At 59.3% G+C, this 19760-nt stretch carries 18 protein-coding genes and 3 pseudogenes; 5 read left to right on the top strand and 16 right to left on the bottom strand.

The genetic code is table 11. The annotated features are described in order from the left end of the window. Nucleotides 1-26: 26 nt before the first annotated feature. Nucleotides 27-1088, top strand: a complete 1062-nt coding sequence (selD, locus tag WGT02_RS24150; RefSeq protein ID WP_208247109.1) for a selenide, water dikinase SelD — start codon at nt 27-29, stop codon at nt 1086-1088. A 348-nt stretch (nt 1089-1436) separates the two neighbouring features. Here selD and WGT02_RS24145 read toward each other — a convergent pair whose 3' ends face one another. The 11 genes and pseudogenes from WGT02_RS24145 to WGT02_RS24095 form a co-directional block, all read right to left on the bottom strand. Further along, a complete protein-coding gene (locus tag WGT02_RS24145) occupies nt 1437-1724 on the bottom strand; it encodes a hypothetical protein (protein WP_208247107.1) in 288 nt (95 codons plus the stop codon). Between the two features lie 2205 nt (nt 1725-3929). Next, entirely contained in the window at nt 3930-4241 is a 312-nt protein-coding gene (locus tag WGT02_RS24140; protein ID WP_024318710.1) for a potassium channel family protein, read from the bottom strand. Nucleotides 4242-4638: 397 nt separating this feature from the next. Beyond that, nucleotides 4639-5068, bottom strand: a pseudogene (locus WGT02_RS24135) (DUF2092 domain-containing protein); the annotation flags it as partial. A gap of 822 nt (nt 5069-5890) precedes the next feature. Then, nucleotides 5891-7225: an ISNCY family transposase gene (locus tag WGT02_RS24130; protein WP_208246032.1), complete on the bottom strand. Its 1335-nt coding sequence runs from the start codon at nt 7223-7225 to the stop codon at nt 5891-5893. 142 nt (nt 7226-7367) lie between these two features. Beyond that, nucleotides 7368-7646 (bottom strand): DUF982 domain-containing protein, encoded by a 279-nt coding sequence (locus WGT02_RS24125; protein ID WP_024318711.1) that lies wholly within the window; start codon nt 7644-7646, stop codon nt 7368-7370. A 505-nt stretch (nt 7647-8151) separates the two neighbouring features. Further along, nucleotides 8152-9117, bottom strand: a pseudogene (locus tag WGT02_RS24120) (IS630 family transposase). Between the two features lie 80 nt (nt 9118-9197). Next, entirely contained in the window at nt 9198-9923 is a 726-nt protein-coding gene (locus WGT02_RS24115; RefSeq protein ID WP_024318712.1) for an amino acid ABC transporter ATP-binding protein, read from the bottom strand. Continuing rightward, nucleotides 9901-10560: an amino acid ABC transporter permease gene (locus tag WGT02_RS24110; protein WP_024318713.1), complete on the bottom strand. Its 660-nt coding sequence runs from the start codon at nt 10558-10560 to the stop codon at nt 9901-9903. Before WGT02_RS24110 ends, WGT02_RS24115 begins: the two co-directional genes overlap by 23 nt. Next, on the bottom strand, nt 10557-11228 hold the full coding sequence (locus WGT02_RS24105; protein WP_208247105.1) for an amino acid ABC transporter permease: 672 nt from the start codon (nt 11226-11228) through the stop codon (nt 10557-10559). Before WGT02_RS24105 ends, WGT02_RS24110 begins: the two co-directional genes overlap by 4 nt. A 72-nt stretch (nt 11229-11300) precedes the next feature. Further along, a complete protein-coding gene (locus WGT02_RS24100; protein WP_024318715.1) occupies nt 11301-12086 on the bottom strand; it encodes a transporter substrate-binding domain-containing protein in 786 nt (261 codons plus the stop codon). 5 nt (nt 12087-12091) lie between these two features. Continuing rightward, nucleotides 12092-12844: a GntR family transcriptional regulator gene (locus WGT02_RS24095; RefSeq protein ID WP_024318716.1), complete on the bottom strand. Its 753-nt coding sequence runs from the start codon at nt 12842-12844 to the stop codon at nt 12092-12094. Between the two features lie 230 nt (nt 12845-13074). Between WGT02_RS24095 and WGT02_RS24090 the strand changes: the two are divergent. Then, a pseudogene (locus tag WGT02_RS24090) lies at nt 13075-13428 on the top strand (tyrosine-type recombinase/integrase); the annotation flags it as partial. Between the two features lie 16 nt (nt 13429-13444). Here WGT02_RS24090 and WGT02_RS24085 read toward each other — a convergent pair. Continuing rightward, a complete protein-coding gene (locus tag WGT02_RS24085) occupies nt 13445-13858 on the bottom strand; it encodes a type II toxin-antitoxin system VapC family toxin (RefSeq protein ID WP_024318717.1) in 414 nt (137 codons plus the stop codon). Further along, on the bottom strand, nt 13855-14103 hold the full coding sequence (locus WGT02_RS24080) for a type II toxin-antitoxin system VapB family antitoxin (protein WP_024318718.1): 249 nt from the start codon (nt 14101-14103) through the stop codon (nt 13855-13857). Before WGT02_RS24080 ends, WGT02_RS24085 begins: the two co-directional genes overlap by 4 nt. 540 nt (nt 14104-14643) lie before the next feature. Between WGT02_RS24080 and WGT02_RS24075 the strand changes: the two genes are divergently transcribed. Next, the gene (locus WGT02_RS24075) at nt 14644-14895 is read left to right on the top strand and encodes a hypothetical protein (RefSeq protein WP_024318719.1); all 252 of its coding nucleotides are present in this window, start codon (nt 14644-14646) and stop codon (nt 14893-14895) included. A 316-nt stretch (nt 14896-15211) separates the two neighbouring features. Here the strand turns inward: WGT02_RS24075 and WGT02_RS24070 are convergent, their stop codons facing one another. From WGT02_RS24070 to WGT02_RS24060, 3 genes are all read right to left on the bottom strand, one after another. Further along, complete coding sequence (locus WGT02_RS24070; protein WP_208247103.1) at nt 15212-15568, bottom strand: type II toxin-antitoxin system RelE/ParE family toxin; 357 nt, start codon at nt 15566-15568, stop codon at nt 15212-15214. A gap of 1 nt (nt 15569) precedes the next feature. Continuing rightward, a complete protein-coding gene (locus WGT02_RS24065; RefSeq protein WP_024318721.1) occupies nt 15570-15821 on the bottom strand; it encodes a transcriptional regulator in 252 nt (83 codons plus the stop codon). 354 nt (nt 15822-16175) lie between these two features. Next, complete coding sequence (locus tag WGT02_RS24060) at nt 16176-16316, bottom strand: hypothetical protein (protein WP_112334140.1); 141 nt, start codon at nt 16314-16316, stop codon at nt 16176-16178. Nucleotides 16317-16592: 276 nt separating this feature from the next. Here WGT02_RS24060 and WGT02_RS24055 point away from each other — a divergent pair, with 276 nt between their 5' ends. Together WGT02_RS24055 and WGT02_RS24050 are read left to right on the top strand one after the other, a co-directional pair. Then, nucleotides 16593-17927: an ISNCY family transposase gene (locus tag WGT02_RS24055; RefSeq protein ID WP_208246032.1), complete on the top strand. Its 1335-nt coding sequence runs from the start codon at nt 16593-16595 to the stop codon at nt 17925-17927. A gap of 337 nt (nt 17928-18264) precedes the next feature. Continuing rightward, nucleotides 18265-19599, top strand: coding sequence for an ISNCY family transposase (locus WGT02_RS24050; protein ID WP_208246032.1), 1335 nt, complete (start codon nt 18265-18267; stop codon nt 19597-19599). Nucleotides 19600-19760 lie beyond the last annotated feature (161 nt).

Raw genomic sequence — 19760 nt, 5'->3', positions numbered from 1 at the left:
AATTGCAACCTTTATGGGAGGCCATCATGGATAGTCCGACTGCAACATCGCCCATCCGCCTGACAGCACTCGCTCATGGAGGCGGCTGCGGCTGCAAGCTTGCGCCATCGGTTCTGCAGCAACTGCTTGCGGGTCAGCCTGTTGCCGCTCCCTTTGCCCGGCTGCTCGTCGGGACGGAGACAGGCGATGATGCCGCTGTCTGGCAGCTTGACGATGAAACCTGCCTGATCGCGACCACCGATTTTTTCATGCCGATGGTCGATGATCCTTTCGACTTCGGCCGCATCGCCGCGACCAACGCCATCTCCGACGTTTATGCCATGGGCGGCAGGCCACTGATGGCGCTTGCCATTCTCGGCATGCCGATCGACAAAATGCCAACCGAAACAGTGGGGGAGATATTGAAGGGCGGCAGTGCCATCTGCGCAGAGGCCGGCATTCCCGTCGCCGGCGGCCATTCGATCGATTCGCCGGAACCTATCTACGGCCTGGCGGTCGTCGGCACATGCCCGATTTCCAGCTTGCGCCGCAACAGCGGCGCAAGACCGGGCGATGCACTGATCCTGACGAAAGCACTCGGCGTGGGTATCTATTCGGCAGCATTCAAGAAAGGTGCGCTGCCACCGGACGCCTATGGCGAACTCATCGCGTCGATGACGCTCCTAAATAGCGTCGGAGCAGACCTTGCTCTAGATACCGGCGTCCATGCCATGACGGATGTCACCGGTTTCGGCATTCTTGGTCACGCCCTTGAGATGGCTCGAGGATCGAACAAGCGGATATCGCTCAGTGTCAGGGACATGGCTTTTCTTGCGCACGCCGCCGGGCTCGCAGAGCAGGGTTTCGTGACTGGCGCATCGCACCGGAACTGGGCAAGTTACAGTGAGAACGTCTCCCTGCCTGAAGACCTCCCAATATGGCGACGCCATATACTCACCGACCCCCAGACGTCCGGGGGGCTTCTCGTTTCATGCAGCAAGGATCGGGTAAGGGAATTGCTCGGGAAAATCGTTGCAGCAGGCTATCCCGCCGCGCGCATCATCGGCGCGGTGGAGGATGGCGAGCCCGAACTGCGCGTCGCTGCCTGAGCGAGTTCGGGCTTCGGCTTTGTCTCGCGTTCGATCGCCATGCGCTGCGGATGCGTTCTTCTTGGCGCGCCGAATATGGCGGGCTTCTCATGATCGTTGCGCACTCCTCGGATCACCGACGTCCCGCCATAGCGGCTATGTGGTCGTGTTCGCCATCGCGCAGCGAACGGCCGCCTTCTCGCGGATTTCGTTGAAGAAAGCGGCGTCTCCTCCAGCGCTTGGGACGCTTTGTTAACGTTGTATAATTTCAATGCGGCTTATCACGAAAGGCGCGGTGGCGAGGGAGCTGATCATCATGGGCCAGCTTTGCAAGGGTGGACAGAAATGTCCGCCTTTGCTCTTCATACATCAGCCTTTTTTAGCAGCAGCTATGATGGTCGGAGTGCCTTGGCGCAGCGCCTTGGCTCTCAACCGAACGGGCTCTTGTACTGCGCCACGTGCATCTGGATGGTAATAGCCTCGTTCAGCGCCTCGGCTGTTTTTTTCACCGGCAATCACCCGATTTACCGCCGCCAGGGCGGGCTGTCCGCACTCGCTGTCGAATGCGACACGATGTTTCTCGCACCAGGTCCTGACCACGGTCGTAACCGTGTCGATGTCCTTGTCGTCGAGAGATAGGAGGTTCAAGAGCGACATCTTTGTGTCCTCCCTAACGGGGAGATTTGATCTCCCCAGCGTCCCCTCCGTTGGGGCATTTGATGTTACGCTCATCAGGTGATACCGCAACAATCAAAAGCAGCCGAATTCAAGTTCGGGAGCTGTGTTTGCGCTCGCCGATGTGCACCAGTACCGGCTGACGGAGAAACCCCTGGCCTATGAATGCGGAAGAGACGATGATTTCGCAGCTGTCAGCTTTTGGCCTCTATGTTGCTTACTCTGCCGCCGCGCCATCTGGTCTGCATGTGCCTTTAGGAAGGCCGGAAGGCCGTGGCGCGTGTGACATGGCCACGACAGGCGGGAATGTTCCGCCAGCCCGTCGAACCGATCGACAAGGCGCAGCACATCCGCCGTGAGTGTGTCGGCGACGGAGAGGGTCCAGGCGAGCCATTCTCGTCCTGCCAAGACCGGCTCTATGTGTTGAAGCCGGACCCTGAGGAACGCGTCGAAACGGTCCCATGCCGGCGTATCCTTGCAAGAGAAGGGGGCGAGGATCTCATAATGGGGCTGATGCGAGGTAAAGACCCATACAGTAAATGTCGCAGCCTCGCGTGACTTAGCATCCGAGCAGCAAGCGGCGCAGGCATCACACTTGCAATCGTCGCCGCTGCCTTGCTCATTAGGCCATGAGACGGCAAGGGGATAGTCCGGTTCGATGCAAAGGTCGGACCTTTGCCTCGCTGCGCGGCAATCACTGACCGCGGCATATCCTGCGGACGTAATCCGATAGAACCTGATCTTCAGCTAGGCGCTGTTGAAACTGTCCCTCGTCCACTTGGCCGGATCGATAGGCCTCGAGGAAGCATCGTTGTTCAAGCGTCAAACGGGGCAGATGGGATGCCGCCGGCGTGGGGGGTGGTGCTGCGCCCGCGCGGGGCAAATGGGACGCCGCCGGTGGTGCTGTGCCCAATGCTTCTGAGGCGCCTTTTATCGATTTTTTGGAGTCTGATCCTGGGGACGACATGGCATTTCTCCTTCCCGTAGATCAACTGCTGTTAAGTCTCCGGGTTCCGCCGCCCGCGGCGCGACGTCGTGCATTTCAGCGAGAAGCGGCGTGCGATGCGGACTGCATCTAGGTCCAGCATGTCAAAGGCTCCGCTGATCGCGCCTTGCCGATAGAGCCACGATCGGTCTTGCTGGCTCCATCCACAAGGCAACGCTCGTCAGAGATTTGCACAATCAGATCCCATGGGAGTGAACAGCAGCCGGCGCTCTGGCAAAGTGAGGCTGCAATATCACTTCATAGGAGACGCTGTCATGGAAGCTGCAACTTCCCGACTGCATACGCCGGCCGCTATCCGCACTGATCTTTGCGCAATTTTCATATCGTTGGAGCTCTTATGATTGAGCAAATCGAAGTTACATCGATCCGCCACGGACGCATGGTCCTCCAAGCACCCGATATCGATCTGGAGGAAGACTTGGAAGATGAGAACGACCAAGATCACGAGAGCGATGGACCAAAGCCGAGGTGACGCTGACCGTCGACCTTTCACCGCGGTTCCCTAGCGAGAAGGTCTGCGAGAACCGATTTCCAAATCTGCTCGAGCTTGGCGTCCTCTTTTCCAATCTCGGTCTCGAGGATGAATGCCTGGGCGATTTCCGCGGTCGTGATGGGGCTGCCCGCCGCTCGTAGCGTACGAAGGACGCATCCGCTCCTTGGGATCGAGCGATCCTACTTGCTCACGAGCGAGGACTCTGGTGGCAGTTGCGACCTAATTACGGAGATTTGGGCAGTGCCTATTCGAGTTCAATCTTGGCGTCGCGCACGATAGGGTGTCCACTTGGCGATCTCCGCCTGTACATGTGCGCCGAGCTGCGGCGGCGTAGAACCCACACTGCGCGTAAGGCTTGGCATCTGCTCCTCGGGGCATTGAGCGTCAATTGGAGCCTGCGCTGGTCCGCACCGGATCCGGCCCTTGCCGATGCGGCGCCTTGAACGAGGATGAGCTCGAAGTGTTCGTCGCGCGCATCTCGCTCGATCCCGACGACCTTGTGGCGGTCATCACCACAACTCGCTCTTGACATAGCCTCTCCCCGAAAGGCTTGTTCGAGGGGGTGGCTCGTCAAACAACAAATGTGCCAATCCTCTGCATTAGAGATTCACAGCTGACACGGGCGACGAAGTGGCAGATCCAGGCCAACCACTGGCAGGAAGAAAGACTTGGCGCGCCTTGAATTTTCTTATTTCGCAGTGTTCCGATCAGCCGCGTTCAGGGCCTTGACGGTGACCGCTGCAATGAGACCAGTCAACACAATCCCCGCAAAACCGATTACCAATGCGAGCACCCGAGCCGAGAAATGTTTGGGCGTAAAATCGCCATAGCCGATGGTGAGCCCTGTTACGAAGGTGAAGTAGAGAGCTTCGCCGAGCCCCCAATCCTCTATGCGCCAAATTGCAGCCCCACATCCAACCATTATCGTAATGATCCCGGACATGATTGGCCAGACCACACGAAGCTGCTCGACGAGGGCGATGAAGAACAGGCGCCTCATTTGCTTCGCGCCCTGCCCTTTGTCTGTTTCTGCTGTCACGACCTTCGACCTTTCTACGGTTAGTGTCACAGGAGCCGAGGCCGTAGGGCGTTGAACAGCCCGTCCCCCTCCTTTTTTGCCTGGAGCGCTTTCGACCGCCAGTACGGCGGACACATAGCCGCTTGCGACGCAAGTCGATCGCTTCCCGAGCGGCATGGATCATTGTCGCCCATATCCGCCTCGTCACCAGATGTGGCGGATATGGTTTTTCACAATGCCTTTTCGAGTGCAACGCCGCGACGGGCGCCGCGCCGGCTACGCTGACCGGCGTCAGGCAGCGTCCGACTCTTGCCTCCGCGGTCGAGACAAAACTATGAACACCGGGGATCGCAAGGCCCTCCCCCGCCTCGAGCCCGGCAACGTCAGTGCCTGTCTTCCAATCCCTGATCTGGATGGTGTACCGTGGTGCCCGGTCAACCTGCTTGTCGGTGACCACATATCGACAGGGATAAGGGTGCTCGCCTCGGGCGATCCAAATCTGCCAGTCGACGTCCTTGTTGCGAAACGCGAGATGATCGCATTCGGTACCGCCGTTCACACCGCTGCGGAGATCCTTCACATCGATCACGTCGGCCATCAATTCATCGTAGACATTGGGAAGAAGCAGGTCTGCGCCAGGAGCCGGCTTGTGACGCTTTTCCTTCAATTCATCGATCAGATATTCGACAGTACCAGGCACCTCCATCTCAGTGTAGCGATTGAGGTTCTTACCCAGCAGGGTTGAGCGTCGTTCCGTCGAAAACCATTTCGACATCGGCAAACCCACCGGTCCGCTCGACGCGGAGCTGCCGAACGACTTGGAAAAGAAGGCCGTTTTCGATGCGGTCGGGTAGAGTCTGCGCTTAGACCAATAGCGCCAGGAATACCCTCTATTAATGACGTTGAAGAATTGTGACTCGACTTGTCCCTCACACCAGTAGTTCAATTTCAGGACCGGGTGTGAGGTTGGGTCGATGAGATACGAATGGGATGATGACGCCCGCGGGCGTCGGGCTTATGTGATCAAGGTAGTCTCCGTATTGCTGGCATCAGCCCTTACGGCAGGGGTTCCGACGTGGATTGTCGCCAGAGCCATGGGGTTTTGACAAACGGTAATTCCGCATTTGAAGCCGGAGTCTGCGGCCGGGTGTAGCTCGTCGCTGCGGTTGGAAAGCAGCGCCGTCCAGGTTCAGCCTGCCAAAGGCTCCGCTGCTTGCGCTTGCCAATGGAGCGATGATCGGTTTCGCTCACTCCATCCGCACAACAACTCCCGAGATTTCGCAGTGCCTATTCGAGTTCAATCTTGGCGTCGCGCGCGACGCAGACTGCGAGTATTTCATGATGAGCCTGATCCGAGGCAAATACCGTCGCCCATCCAGTGAACGTCGCAGCCTTGCATAGCCGGGCATCCAGGAGAGGTGTGCGATCCAGCGCTAGCTAGTGCCCGTCCATAAACGGCTGTTTTTCTGCGGTTTTGAAAGGTTGTTTGCCGGCTGACATCGTTTCTTGGGACGCGTGATGGCACAAGACCGCGCAGGTTATGGCCCGAAGAGCGATCTGGCGGCAATGGGGTCATGGGGTATCGGCCGACGCTCGCCGGGCTTGCTCTGAACGCTACCGGATCAGGAGCGTCAGGTCGGCCTGAGGCGGGCGAAGAGGGCGAGATTGTAAGCGACCACCGAGGACCAGACATAAGCCTTAAAGTGGTCGAGGCCGCGCCAGGTGCAGCGCCCCAAGCCATAAGCGCGTTTCAGACAAGAGATGCCGGCCTCGATGCCGGCGCGGAAGTTGCGCAGCCTGCGATAGACCCAGCGGCTTGTGACCATGTCTTCGATGCGGAGGCCGGACTTCTTGTGGAAGGCCATGTCGCGGACGCCGCAGGCTTTGGCTCCGCGCAGATTGGCGCGGCTGGCATAGCCGCCGTCGGCTGCCGACTGACGCGGCGCCTGGCCATAAAAGGCGATGTGGCGTTCCAGCATCGGCAGCAAGCGCTCGCTGTCGGCCGGGTTGCCGGTTTCGACGACGAGGTCGAGGACCAGTCCGCTTCTGCCGGTCGTCAGATTGAGTTTGTGGCCGTAGTCGACGTCGCGGCTGCCCTTGACGATGATGTCGGCATGCGGCTCGAACAGGCTCACCAGCTTCTCGCCGGCCGGGACCGGCTGCCCGGCCAGGACCCGCCGTTCGGTCTGGGCGAGGATCCGTGCGATCAGTGGCCGGTAGTGGCGGAGCTGGGCCTGCCACAGTTCGCCGGCCGGGCCCGCCGTCTGGGGCAACTGTTCGCTCGCCTGCTGCAGATAACTCAAGGTCGTGCGCGTGATCTTGAGCAGTGCGCGGTAGTGCTTCACCCGTTTGGGACGGCCGCGGGTATATTCGATCGCCCGAGCCCGCTTCTTTGCCGCGCGGCGATGGTCGTGCCATGGAATGGCGCTACCCAGTGCCTCGGCCTGCTGCAACAGTCGCACCATCACCCGCACGGCGTCCCATAACAGGCTGCTGTCGCTCGGCTCATGGATCAGTGCCGCGGTGACGGTGCTGTCCACACGCACGACCTTGCCATTTTCCAGCTTCTCCCGCTTGGCGCTCGCCAGCAGCACCCGGTTGATCTCTTCAAAGGTTTGCGCCCGGATCGCGCTGATCGTCTTGTGCAAGACCGACTTCTTCGGGTTCCATCCCCACGGCAGCCGGGCAAAGGCCCGGAACGAGGCGGAGTCTTCGAGATGGAAGGCCAGTTCCTGATAACTCAGCTGGCGATGCTGCTTGAGCAGCGCGCAGCGCAGCACAGCCTCGGCCGGCAGCCCCTCGCGACCGGTCTCCTTGAGACCATGCCGGCGCAGGTCCCGCGTCACCAGCCCGAGCAGATCGCGATGCTCATCCAGCCATTGCGACATCGCCTTCAATTCACGGCCGATCTCGTGCCCGGCAAAAAGATCGAATATACTGGATTGGACGGTGCGTTCTTGGCGCATTGTCGGCTCCGGCGGTTACGGGTTTGTCTTTAGAATCAGTCGCTTGATCTAAAGTATACCTGAAACCGCCGGGCTTTGCCCGCGGCAATATCGCGATTCATACAATAATTTCAGCGGTTTACCGTTTGTGGATGGGCACTAGCTAAGCCTTGGCCTGTCCACCCTGAGATGACGCGGGCATGAAGTCGAAGGCAATATCCGCGTCAGACAGAGCGGCAATGAAGGCTTCCTGAGCCGCCGCGTTTTCGTTTCTGTCGGCTATCGACCGGCCACAGACATAAATGGCGGTTTGGTAGCTGTGGTTCAGCGTGCAAGGCCAGCGCATCAGCAAGAAGTCTATGGCCGCTCGGCTGTCGCCAATCGTATACGCCACGCCACTTTCATTACCGGCAACGATGATAGGGATATCCCAGAGTTCCATGGCGCTTTTACCAGCGAAAAATTTTCACGCAAAAGTTATATCTTTATTATATACAACTTTCCGCTCAGTGCAAAGCTGTTGCTTCATCAGCACAACGACTGCGGGATAAGTCGAAACAATCGTTAGGGTCGGCCTGAAAACCGCGGATGAGGACGGTCGTGCGTGGAGGCCCTGTTGTCGCCATCGACCTGGTGTCGGCAGGGCATTCGTCGCTCTTCGAGAACGCGGCGCGTGTCAGTCTGATCTCGATGTGACCGACGTGCGCGGTGACCTCGACTCCGCGCTGACTGGATGCAGGATGTCGGCATCGTTAGAATGGATTGTATCAAAATGACAATCGTCCACCCCGCCGCAATGCAAGAGAACGGAGAGCCTCGGCCATGGGTCTGAAGATCGTTGCGCGAATTGCGGCTCTGCGCCTGCTTTGCGCTTGAAGAGACCGCAGACGGAATGAGCGCCAAGATCACGTTTTGACATGGCGCCTGCTGCTTAGAGCGCCGTACCTTTAATCGAACCCATAGCCTGCGGCTGTAAAATAGTTTCGACATTCTTGGCTGTTGAAGAGGTTGCAGATGGATCCGAGCGCATTTGAGAGTGCGTCAAACGTGCGAGCGGCGGCGGCTCGGAGATGGGCCTTAATTTTGGCGAAGGCCATTTCGATCGGGTTCAAATCTGGCGAATAAGACGGCAGAAACAGGAGCCACGCACCAACTTCCTTGAGGCAGGCTTTGGCTTTATCGCTCTTGTGAACGCGAAGATTATCCAGGATGACGACATTGCCTGGTTCGAGTGTCGGCGCAAGCTGGGTCTCGATGTAGGTGTCGAAGATTTCCCGGTTCATCGGCCTGTCAATAATCCAGGGCGCAGTAAGACCGAAACACCGAAACAGCGCAAGCCTGCAATGAATGTCTGTGTCCCCCAGTGGCCAAAGGGCGCATCCGTGATGAGACGCTCGCCGCGCGGGGAGCGCCAACGCAGTCTCACCATCTTTGTGTTCACCGAGGTTTCGTCCAAGAAAACAAGTCGATGCGGTTCAAATCGCATCCGGGGTTGGCGTTTCGAAATCCAGACATCACGATCCTTTCGGATATCAGCGCGAGCGCGTTCCGACGCCATTATCTGTTTTTTTATATGTGTATCCCTGCGTTATCAAAAACCGCGACAGGGACGATGGTGGAATAACCAATCCATGTTCATCCTCAAGGCGACGGGCAAGCTCTGGCATGGTGATATCCGGTTTGCCTTCGACCTGTGCGACCAGGAAATCGCGAAACGCCGACAGTTTCCCTGCACCTGGCGGCCTTCCTTGACGCGCGGGGGTTATCAGCCCAGTCCGCTCCCGGCGTTGCAGCAGCTTGATCGCACTGCTGTCGCTGATTGCGAAATGACGGGCAGCGGCTCGCCGTGATTGGCCGCTAGCGACCATGGAAACAACACGCTGACGAAGATCAACAGAATGAGATTTACCCATGTGATTCACCTCCAACCGCAGTGAATCACACCAATACCCTCGTGAAAACCCCACTCGATTCTCAATTCAAGTGCGATGCTCTAGTGAACGCCGAGAAACTGCTGGAGCTCCGGTGTCTTCGGATTGGCGAACACCTCCTGCGGCGGTCCGATCTCGTGAACGCGGCCCTGGTGCATGAAGACGACCCTTGAGCAGACGTCGCGGGCGAACTTCATCTCATGCGTCACCATCAACAGCGTCATGCCGTCCGCGGCAAGCTCGCGGACGACCGCCAGCACCTCGGACACCAGTTCCGGATCGAGCGCCGAGGTGATCTCGTCGCAGAGGAGCGCGATCGGCTGCATAGCGAGCGCCCGAGCGATCGCCACCCGCTGCTGCTGGCCGCCCGAAAGCTCGTCCGGATAGGCGTCGAACTTGTGCCCCAGCCCGACGCGATCGAGCATCCTACGGGCCATCGACTCGGCCTCCGCCTTCGGTGTCTTTTTCACGACGGCCTGGGAGAGAATGACGTTGCCGCCGACCGTCAGATGCGGAAAGAGGTTGAACTGCTGGAAGATCATCCCGACCTTCAGCCGCAACGCCTTCAGGTGCGTTTCGTCGTCGAGCAGTTGCGCACCGGCGACCGATATCGAGCCCTGCGTGATCGTTTCGAGCCCGTTGATACAGCGAAGCAACGTCGACTTGCCCGAGCCGCTCTTACCGATGATGGCGATGACCTCGCCCGGCTCGACATCGAGATTGATACCTTTCAGAACCTCGTTGGTGCCGAAGTTTTTGCGAACCTCAGTGATTTCGATGAGCGACATTGAGCTTCCTTTCAAGCACTTGGCTGCTTTTGGACAGGGGCCAGCAGAGCGCGAAATAGATAAGGGCGACGAGCCCGTAGACAGTGAATGGCTGGAAGGTGGCGTTGGTGACGACGGTTCCGGCCTTGGAGAGTTCAACGAAACCGATGATCGAGGTGAGTGCCGTGCCCTTGACGACCTGTACCGAGAAACCGACCGTCGGCGGCACCGCGATCTTCAGAGCCTGCGGAAGAATGACGTAGCGCATTTGCTGCAGCCGCCCCATGCCGAGGCTGGCGGATGCCTCCCACTGCCCCCGGTTGATGGATTCGACGCAACCGCGCCAGATTTCGGCGAGGAACGAAGCTGTCCACAGGATAAGCGCAACTCCGGCCGCCAGCCAGGCCGGCACGTCGATGCCAATCAGTCCAAGGCCGAAGAAAGCGATGAAAAGCTGCATCAGGAGTGGCGTTCCCTGGAACAGCTCGATGTAATATTTAGCAAAAACCCTGGCCGCCTTGCGCATGCTGATGCGCAGGAAGAGAAGAAGCAGGCCGACCGCTCCTCCGCCGGCAAAGGAGACAAGTGAGAGCAGGATGGTCCAGCGCGTCGCGAGCAGCAGATTGCGCAGGATATCCCATGTGGAAAACTCGATCATCGCGCTGCCCTCCTTGGAAAGATGAGACCGCCGAGGACGGCGAGTACCTGGCGAAGCAGGATCGCGAGGCAGAGATATATGACGGTCGAGACAATATAGGTTTCAAAGGCGCGGAAGGTCCGCGATTGGATGAAGTTCGCGGCAAAGGTCAGGTCTTCAGCAGCGATCTGCGATACCACCGACGAACCGAGCATCACGATCACCACCTGCGACGACAGGGCCGGCCAAATGCGCTGCAGCGAGGGCACGAGCACGACGTGCCGGAAGGTCTCGAAGCGGGTCATGGCAAGGCTGGCGCCCGCTTCGAACTGGCCCTTTGGGGTTGCCTCCATGCCGGCGCGGATAATCTCGCAGCTATAGGCTCCGAGATTGACGACCATCGCGATGTTTGCCGCGGTCAGTTCGTCAAGCCGCAGGCCGAGAGAGGGCAGGCCGAAGAAAATGAAGAAAAGCTGGATCAGGAACGGCGTGTTGCGGATCAGTTCAACATAAGTTGCCACGATCGGCTTCAGCCAGGCGGGACCGAGCGCCCGCACCCACGCGCAGAAAATACCGAGCGAAATGCCGAGTGCCGCGCCGACGGCGATCAATTCGAGTGTTATCAGAACGCCCTTAACGATCTGCGGATAATATTGGGCAAGCCAGCCGAATTCGAAAATATAGTTCAAGTTGTTCCCCTCTTGGCGCTCAGCAGCGGCTCCGCCATCCCGCAGGCAGTGGGATGGCGGCCATGGATACGATCAGAGGTCGGCCGGAAGATCGGCGCCGAGCCATTTCCGGGAGATGCCGTTGAGCGCACCGTCTGTTTTGGCAGCGGCAAGGATGGCGTTGACCTTCTCAAGCAGCGCCGACTCGTTCTTGTTGAGGCCGATGTAGCAGGGAGAGTTCTTGATCAGAAACTTCAGCTCCGGGCGCTTTGGCGGGTTTCTGGCGAGGATGGCGGCTGCAACAACGTTGCCTGTTGCAACCACATCCACCTGCCCGGAGAGGAACGCGGAAATCGTGCCGTTGTTATCCTCGTAGCGTTTGATGACGGCGTCGGCAGGGGCAATCTTTGTCAGTTCCAGATCCTCCACGGCACCGCGCGTGACGCCGATAGTCTTTGCGGAAAGTTCCTCGGCCTTCGTGACAGAAACGTCTGCGGGGGCGAAGACGCCGTTGAAGAACGGGGCATAGGCGGCGGTGAAATCGATCACCGCTTCGCGCTCGGCGTTCTTGCCGAGGCTTGAGATTACCAAATCGACCTTATTGGTCTGGAGATAAGGAATGCGGTTTGCGCTGGTGACGGGAACGAGCTCTGTCTTCACCCCGAGCTTCCCCGCGATCAGGTTTGCCACGTCGATATCGTACCCCTGCGGAGCCATGTCCGTCCCCACGCTGCCGAACGGCGGAAAGTCCTGCGGGACGGCGACGCGGATCGTGCCGCGGGTGGTGATGTTGGCGAGCGAGTCGGCATGTGCGGCGACCCCGAAGCCGGCGGTGACCGCGAGCGTCGCAATTGCAAAAAATACGCGTCTTGTGAGCATGTCTTTTATATCTCCTTTGGGGCTACGGGTTGTTTCGCGCCGGATAAACGGGACGTCGAAGGCGCATTCTTGGGTGGGAGGGAGAGGGAAATACGCAGTTCGGACAGCGGATCGGGGCGCGCCGTCAGATCCAGGCCCGTCTCCACTTCGTCCAGATGCTCGATCGACAATTCTGCCGCTTTGACGAGATCGCCTTCGACCATGGCTTCGAAGATGCGGCAATGCCCCTGATGGGACTGGGCTGCATGGAACTCCGATTGGTAGAGCATCGAAATGAGAATGGTCCGGGCGGTAAGATCGCGCAGCACTTCGATGAGCACGGCATTGCCGCACAACTCCGCGATCCTGATGTGAAAATCGCCCATGAGACAAGTTAGGCGCTGACGGTCGCCAGCGGCCATCGCGGCCTTTTCCTCGTCCAGATGCGCAAGGAGAAGCTGCCGCCCGTCTTCGGTCAGGGGCCGCATGCTCCGCAGCAATCCGGACTCGATGACCCGCCGCGCCTCGTAGACCGTCATCGCTTCTTCAGCCGAAGGCTCTACGACGAACCATCCTCGTCGCGGACTCACATGAACGATGCCGCGGGTTTCGAGGCGCATCATCGCCTCGCGCACCCGCGTACGAGATACTCCGAAAAGCCCGGCGAGTTGATTTTCGCTGAGCCGAGTGCCCGGATGGATTCGCGCGGAAAGAATGCCTGAAACGATGGCTTCTTCGATGTTTGTCTGCCGGGTCTTTTCAGTATGTAAGTCTTGCATACAAGAGAGAAAGCAAGGGCCGTACCAAATTCTAACGCGACCTCAGAATCAACACGTCACGGCGGATCTGCCTCGCGCTCTGTCGATATTCTAGGCATCGCCCCTGTGCATCTGCCCAAAAAGGACCAAGGCGGCCCATCACCAGCAAATCAGTTAAGATGGCCGCATTGGAAACGATGCAGTCATTTTTAGTATGGGACACATGGTAGGGGTTGAACAGGATGAGACACTGGATCAACTTCGCCAAGATCGCCCATGGCCCTCTTTTCCGCCGCGTCTCGGGACAGGGAAAATCGGTCGGTTCGGAGCGTTTGAACGACAAGGAAGCGGCGCGACTGGTCAAACGCGCCGCGATTCGAGGTGATCTGGCTGAAGTCGAGCGAGCACTCAAGTTTTCAGGCCACTCATTGCGCGCAGGCATTACCCGCTCCGCCGAGGTCGATGAGCGGTCCGTGCAGAAGCAACTCAGCCACACGAGCGCGGAAATGACCCGCCGCTATCAGCGCCGGCGCGATCGCTTTCGCGTCAACTTACCAAGGCATCCGCGCTTTGAAAGCCCCTCTTCTGCTTCATCCAAAGGCTAAAAGCATCACAAAGGCATTAGAAGTCCCACGGAGATATGAGATCGAGCCCTGTGGTCTCGAAATCCGTGAGATTGCGGGTTGCTAAGCGGCCACCGTTTACCCGGGCAATCGCGGCAATCATTCCATCGGGTGCCGACATTCCGCGTCCCTTACGAGCGGCATCGCCCATAATCTCCCCGTAAGCGCGTGCGGCTTCTTCGGTCAATCCGAATATGCGATCAGCAAAACGTCGACGCCACTCTTGCAACCCTTGTTCCAGCCGATCGGCGCGCTGATCCGGCCTTATCTTCTGGATCCCGAAGGCGATCTCGGCGATCGTCACTGTTGGCAGTGCTAATTCCGCATCGAATCGAACCAGCCAAGCGATCACTGCCTCATTTGGTGCCTTCTTCAAGGTCTCAGAAACAACGTTGGTGTCGAGAAAGATCAAAGATCGACGCCCTGATGCCGATGGCGATTTTCACGGACTACAGCTTCCAGATCGATGTCTGTGCCGGTTTGCGCCCCAAGACGCGAATAGAAGCTCGAAGCAGGCTCGCGCCCTGCCTCCCGGATCTCATAGGATTCGAGCGCACGTTCGACCACCTCGGCAATCGAACGATTTTCGCGGCGAGCAAGCCTATGAGCCAAATCTCGCGCCTTGGAGCTTCGGACAGAGAGTTGTGGTGCGGCCATATCAAATCTCCTTTAGTGCACAATATAGAATGATTGCTCTCTGCCATCAAGATGGCAGTTGACGGCTTGCCATCTATGCATCATTGCGGACGGTCGGTTGCTGATGTCTGGTGAGTTTGAAAACGAGTGAATTCCCTACATTGCCTCGTTATCGGGCATGAAGTCGCCGGCCGGTGCGCTACGCCCGAGCCGGTCGAGGCGATGATCGTCTCCTGCAAGAAGGACAAGCCGCGGGCGCGCGGAAGATCCGCGAACTTTTGCTCAGGAGGCTTGCTGGCGATGTGCGCGTCCCGGCCAAAAGCACGGTGCATGCCATTCTCGACCGGCACAGGCTGGTCGCTCATGCCCGCCAGCGGCAGCGTTATCGGGCAGAGGGAACGGCCTTATCACAGGCCCTTTTGCCGAACGACTTGTGGTGCGCCGGCTTCAAGGGCGAGTTCAAGCTCGGTGACGGCCGCTACTGTTACCCATTGACGGTCACCGACCAAGTGTCACGCTACCTTCTCGCCTGCGAGGCCTTTGAACCGACAAAGGAGGTGGGTGTATTCGAGGCAGCCGGGTGCGAGCGTTCCGGACCCCTCGCAGCTCTATGCCTGGCGTCGTAAGGCGCTTTCGTCGGGAGCGGTTGCCCCGTTGAAGGAGGGACCAAGCAAACCAGAGAAGTCCACGCGCTTCGAAGCGGTGGACAGTTCGGTGGTGGAAATCGTGGTGGGCGATGTCGTCGTGGGCGCCGGCAGCGATATTGATCCCGATCATCTGGCGAGGATCCTTCGAGCGGTTCGCAAGGCTTGATCGCCTCCGGTATGGTGGTGTCGTGCCAGCCAGTTGACTTCCGCAAGGGAGCTGCGTCTTTGATGGCGCAGGGGCGGGATGGCGGGCTGGATCCGTTCAATGGCGCGAATGGCCATGCCGGCGCAATGATCTCCGCCCACGGGGAGTCGGCCCAGGAGAAGGTCGAGACCTGAAGAGCGCGCAAGACACCATCGTGCCGAGCAAGGCGGCCTGAATGGGTCCCCCGTGTCCTCGCGACTGGGCGTCGCATCTTCATAAGAGAAGTCTCTGCGTGTTCCGGGCTTGCACTCCTTTAGGAAGCGCCAACGCCTATGGCTTAGAAGGCTCGGCTTTCTCCGAGTAGTACCGCCAGGTCCTCAGCAAGGCGCACCGGCACATTCATCCGCTCGTGCAAAATGCTCATCACACTGAGATCGCCGTTATCGAGTTCTCGGAAGAACTCGTAGTGATGTTCGTAGCGGCTGAAATACGCCTCACGTTTGACATCAGCGGGAACCGCATGCCGTTGCGGTAGCTTCCGCCATATCGCCTTTTCCTCGCACAACCGCTGCAAATGAGTATGCAAGCCGGTGATGTAAGTCACCGCCTGCTTCTCACCCCATTTCTCAACGGTATCCCGCCAAATTTTGTCCTGCGCCGCGTCCGCGCGCGGGTAAAACCGATACGCAACCATATCAACGGCGCTGGTTGCGACGGATTACATCCTCGGCCGTGACGGTGACAAATTCACTGTCATCTGCGCGCATGGCAGGAGCCAGTTCCTTTTGCAGTGACTCCCATGCCTCATCCCGTGTCTGCAAGTCGCGGCGGATTAGCGCACGAATATACTCGCTGGCATTTTCGTAGAGGCCATCCTCACCAATCTGCTGCTGAATATGGGCCTGCAACTGGCCGCCGACCTTCACATGGATGCTTCCCGAAGCCATTTGGCATATCCTTTCGTTCTATCTGCATTTTGGGTAGCGTAGGATCTATCGTCAATATTCATCACCACGCTCCTATGGGAGCGCGGTGTGAACCCGCAAGCTGGCGGTCATGGTGATGGCCTCAAGCTCAATGCCTCAAGGCGCCACGTTTAACAAATTCGCAGGCCTGGTAGTGGGAGGCCGATAGCTCATGCCCTGTAATTTGGGATGATCGATCAAAAGCCTCTATCTGCGTTTCAATAGAGCCACCTCCTTTCGGCTCGATTGGGTTCGGAACATGCCCGTGCGATGTGTACTTCGTCAGCCTAATCGATTTGTCATCGTTCCACAGACCAACGGTTGCGACCAAACCGCTCATTTGCCCAGCCGCGCGGCTGCAATAGCATGCGGCATCAGGAATGTGGCGATTTCCGCGATGACAATGATCAGATCGCCAGGAGCGTGTGCAACGCCTTCAACGAAAGCGCGCCATTGCCGCTGCTTTTGCTCGTCCATGGGAAAGCGTCCGTCAGCTCGTTCAGCTGGCTTTTGAACGTATTAGGGTTGATCGCTGTGGTCCGTCGACATTGAAATGTCCTTCGTAGAAACCGACCAACCGCTCTGATGTTGCGGGCGTAGCGCGATTTTAGCTAGTGCCCGTCCATAAACGGTAAACTGCTGAAATTATTGTAGGAATCGCGATATCTCCGCGGGCAAAGCCCGGCGGTTTCAGGTATACTTTAGATCAAGCGACTGATTCTAAAGACAAACCCGTAACCGCCGGAGCCGACAATGCGCCAAGAACGCACCGTCCAATCCAGTATATTCGATCTTTTTGCCGGGCACGAGATCGGCCGTGAATTGAAGGCGATGTCGCAATGGCTGGATGAGCATCGCGATCTGCTCGGGCTGGTGACGCGGGACCTGCGCCGGCATGGTCTCAAGGAGACCGGTCGCGAGGGGCTGCCGGCCGAGGCTGTGCTGCGCTGCGCGCTGCTCAAGCAGCATCGCCAGCTGAGTTATCAGGAACTGGCCTTCCATCTCGAAGACTCCGCCTCGTTCCGGGCCTTTGCCCGGCTGCCGTGGGGATGGAACCCGAAGAAGTCGGTCTTGCACAAGACGATCAGCGCGATCCGGGCGCAAACCTTTGAAGAGATCAACCGGGTGCTGCTGGCGAGCGCCAAGCGGGAGAAGCTGGAAAATGGCAAGGTCGTGCGTGTGGACAGCACCGTCACCGCGGCACTGATCCATGAGCCGAGCGACAGCAGCCTGTTATGGGACGCCGTGCGGGTGATGGTGCGACTGTTGCAGCAGGCCGAGGCACTGGGTAGCGCCATTCCATGGCACGACCATCGCCGCGCGGCAAAGAAGCGGGCTCGGGCGATCGAATATACCCGCGGCCGTCCCAAACGGGTGAAGCACTACCGCGCACTGCTCAAGATCACGCGCACGACCTTGAGTTATCTGCAGCAGGCGAGCGAACAGTTGCCCCAGACGGCGGGCCCGGCCGGCGAACTGTGGCAGGCCCAGCTCCGCCACTACCGGCCACTGATCGCACGGATCCTCGCCCAGACCGAACGGCGGGTCCTGGCCGGGCAGCCGGTCCCGGCCGGCGAGAAGCTGGTGAGCCTGTTCGAGCCGCATGCCGACATCATCGTCAAGGGCAGCCGCGACGTCGACTACGGCCACAAACTCAATCTGACGACCGGCAGAAGCGGACTGGTCCTCGACCTCGTCGTCGAAACCGGCAACCCGGCCGACAGCGAGCGCTTGCTGCCGATGCTGGAACGCCACATCGCCTTTTATGGCCAGGCGCCGCGTCAGTCGGCAGCCGACGGCGGCTATGCCAGCCGCGCCAATCTGCGCGGAGCCAAAGCCTGCGGCGTCCGCGACATGGCCTTCCACAAGAAGTCCGGCCTCCGCATCGAAGACATGGTCACAAGCCGCTGGGTCTATCGCAGGCTGCGCAACTTCCGCGCCGGCATCGAGGCCGGCATCTCTTGTCTGAAACGCGCTTATGGCTTGGGGCGCTGCACCTGGCGCGGCCTCGACCACTTTAAGGCTTATGTCTGGTCCTCGGTGGTCGCTTACAATCTCGCCCTCTTCGCCCGCCTCAGGCCGACCTGACACCCCTCATCCGGCAGCGTTCAGAGCACACCCGGCGAGCGGTGGCCGATACCTCATGACCCCATTGCCACCAGATCGCGCTTCGCGCCATAACCTGCAGGGTTCTGTGCCATCACCCGTCCCAACAAACATCCTTCAGTGGACAAGCAACCTTGAAAACCCCAGAAAAACAGGCGTTTATGGACGGGCACTAGACTAGTGCCCATCCACAAACGGTAAACCGCTGAAATTATTGTATGAATCGCGATATTGCCGCGGGCAAAGCCCGGCGGTTTCAGGTATACTTTAGATCAAGCGACTGATTCTAAAGACAAACCCGTAACCGCCGGAGCCGACAATGCGCCAAGAACGCACCGTCCAATCCAGTATATTCGATCTTTTTGCCGGGCACGAGATCGGCCGTGAATTGAAGGCGATGTCGCAATGGCTGGATGAGCATCGCGATCTGCTCGGGCTGGTGACGCGGGACCTGCGCCGGCATGGTCTCAAGGAGACCGGTCGCGAGGGGCTGCCGGCCGAGGCTGTGCTGCGCTGCGCGCTGCTCAAGCAGCATCGCCAGCTGAGTTATCAGGAACTGGCCTTCCATCTCGAAGACTCCGCCTCGTTCCGGGCCTTTGCCCGGCTGCCGTGGGGATGGAACCCGAAGAAGTCGGTCTTGCACAAGACGATCAGCGCGATCCGGGCGCAAACCTTTGAAGAGATCAACCGGGTGCTGCTGGCGAGCGCCAAGCGGGAGAAGCTGGAAAATGGCAAGGTCGTGCGTGTGGACAGCACCGTCACCGCGGCACTGATCCATGAGCCGAGCGACAGCAGCCTGTTATGGGACGCCGTGCGGGTGATGGTGCGACTGTTGCAGCAGGCCGAGGCACTGGGTAGCGCCATTCCATGGCACGACCATCGCCGCGCGGCAAAGAAGCGGGCTCGGGCGATCGAATATACCCGCGGCCGTCCCAAACGGGTGAAGCACTACCGCGCACTGCTCAAGATCACGCGCACGACCTTGAGTTATCTGCAGCAGGCGAGCGAACAGTTGCCCCAGACGGCGGGCCCGGCCGGCGAACTGTGGCAGGCCCAGCTCCGCCACTACCGGCCACTGATCGCACGGATCCTCGCCCAGACCGAACGGCGGGTCCTGGCCGGGCAGCCGGTCCCGGCCGGCGAGAAGCTGGTGAGCCTGTTCGAGCCGCATGCCGACATCATCGTCAAGGGCAGCCGCGACGTCGACTACGGCCACAAACTCAATCTGACGACCGGCAGAAGCGGACTGGTCCTCGACCTCGTCGTCGAAACCGGCAACCCGGCCGACAGCGAGCGCTTGCTGCCGATGCTGGAACGCCACATCGCCTTTTATGGCCAGGCGCCGCGTCAGTCGGCAGCCGACGGCGGCTATGCCAGCCGCGCCAATCTGCGCGGAGCCAAAGCCTGCGGCGTCCGCGACATGGCCTTCCACAAGAAGTCCGGCCTCCGCATCGAAGACATGGTCACAAGCCGCTGGGTCTATCGCAGGCTGCGCAACTTCCGCGCCGGCATCGAGGCCGGCATCTCTTGTCTGAAACGCGCTTATGGCTTGGGGCGCTGCACCTGGCGCGGCCTCGACCACTTTAAGGCTTATGTCTGGTCCTCGGTGGTCGCTTACAATCTCGCCCTCTTCGCCCGCCTCAGGCCGACCTGACGCTCCTGATCCGGTAGCGTTCAGAGCAAGCCCGGCGAGCGTCGGCCGATACCCCATGACCCCATTGCCGCCAGATCGCTCTTCGGGCCATAACCTGCGCGGTCTTGTGCCATCACGCGTCCCAAGAAACGATGTCAGCCGGCAAACAACCTTTCAAAACC

The sequence above is a fragment of the Rhizobium sp. T1470 genome (assembly GCF_042140505.1).
Classification (GTDB): Bacteria; Pseudomonadota; Alphaproteobacteria; order Rhizobiales; family Rhizobiaceae; genus Rhizobium; species Rhizobium favelukesii.
The sequence above is the reverse complement of the archived record's forward strand: the minus strand, read 5'-3'. Positions and strand labels throughout refer to the sequence as shown.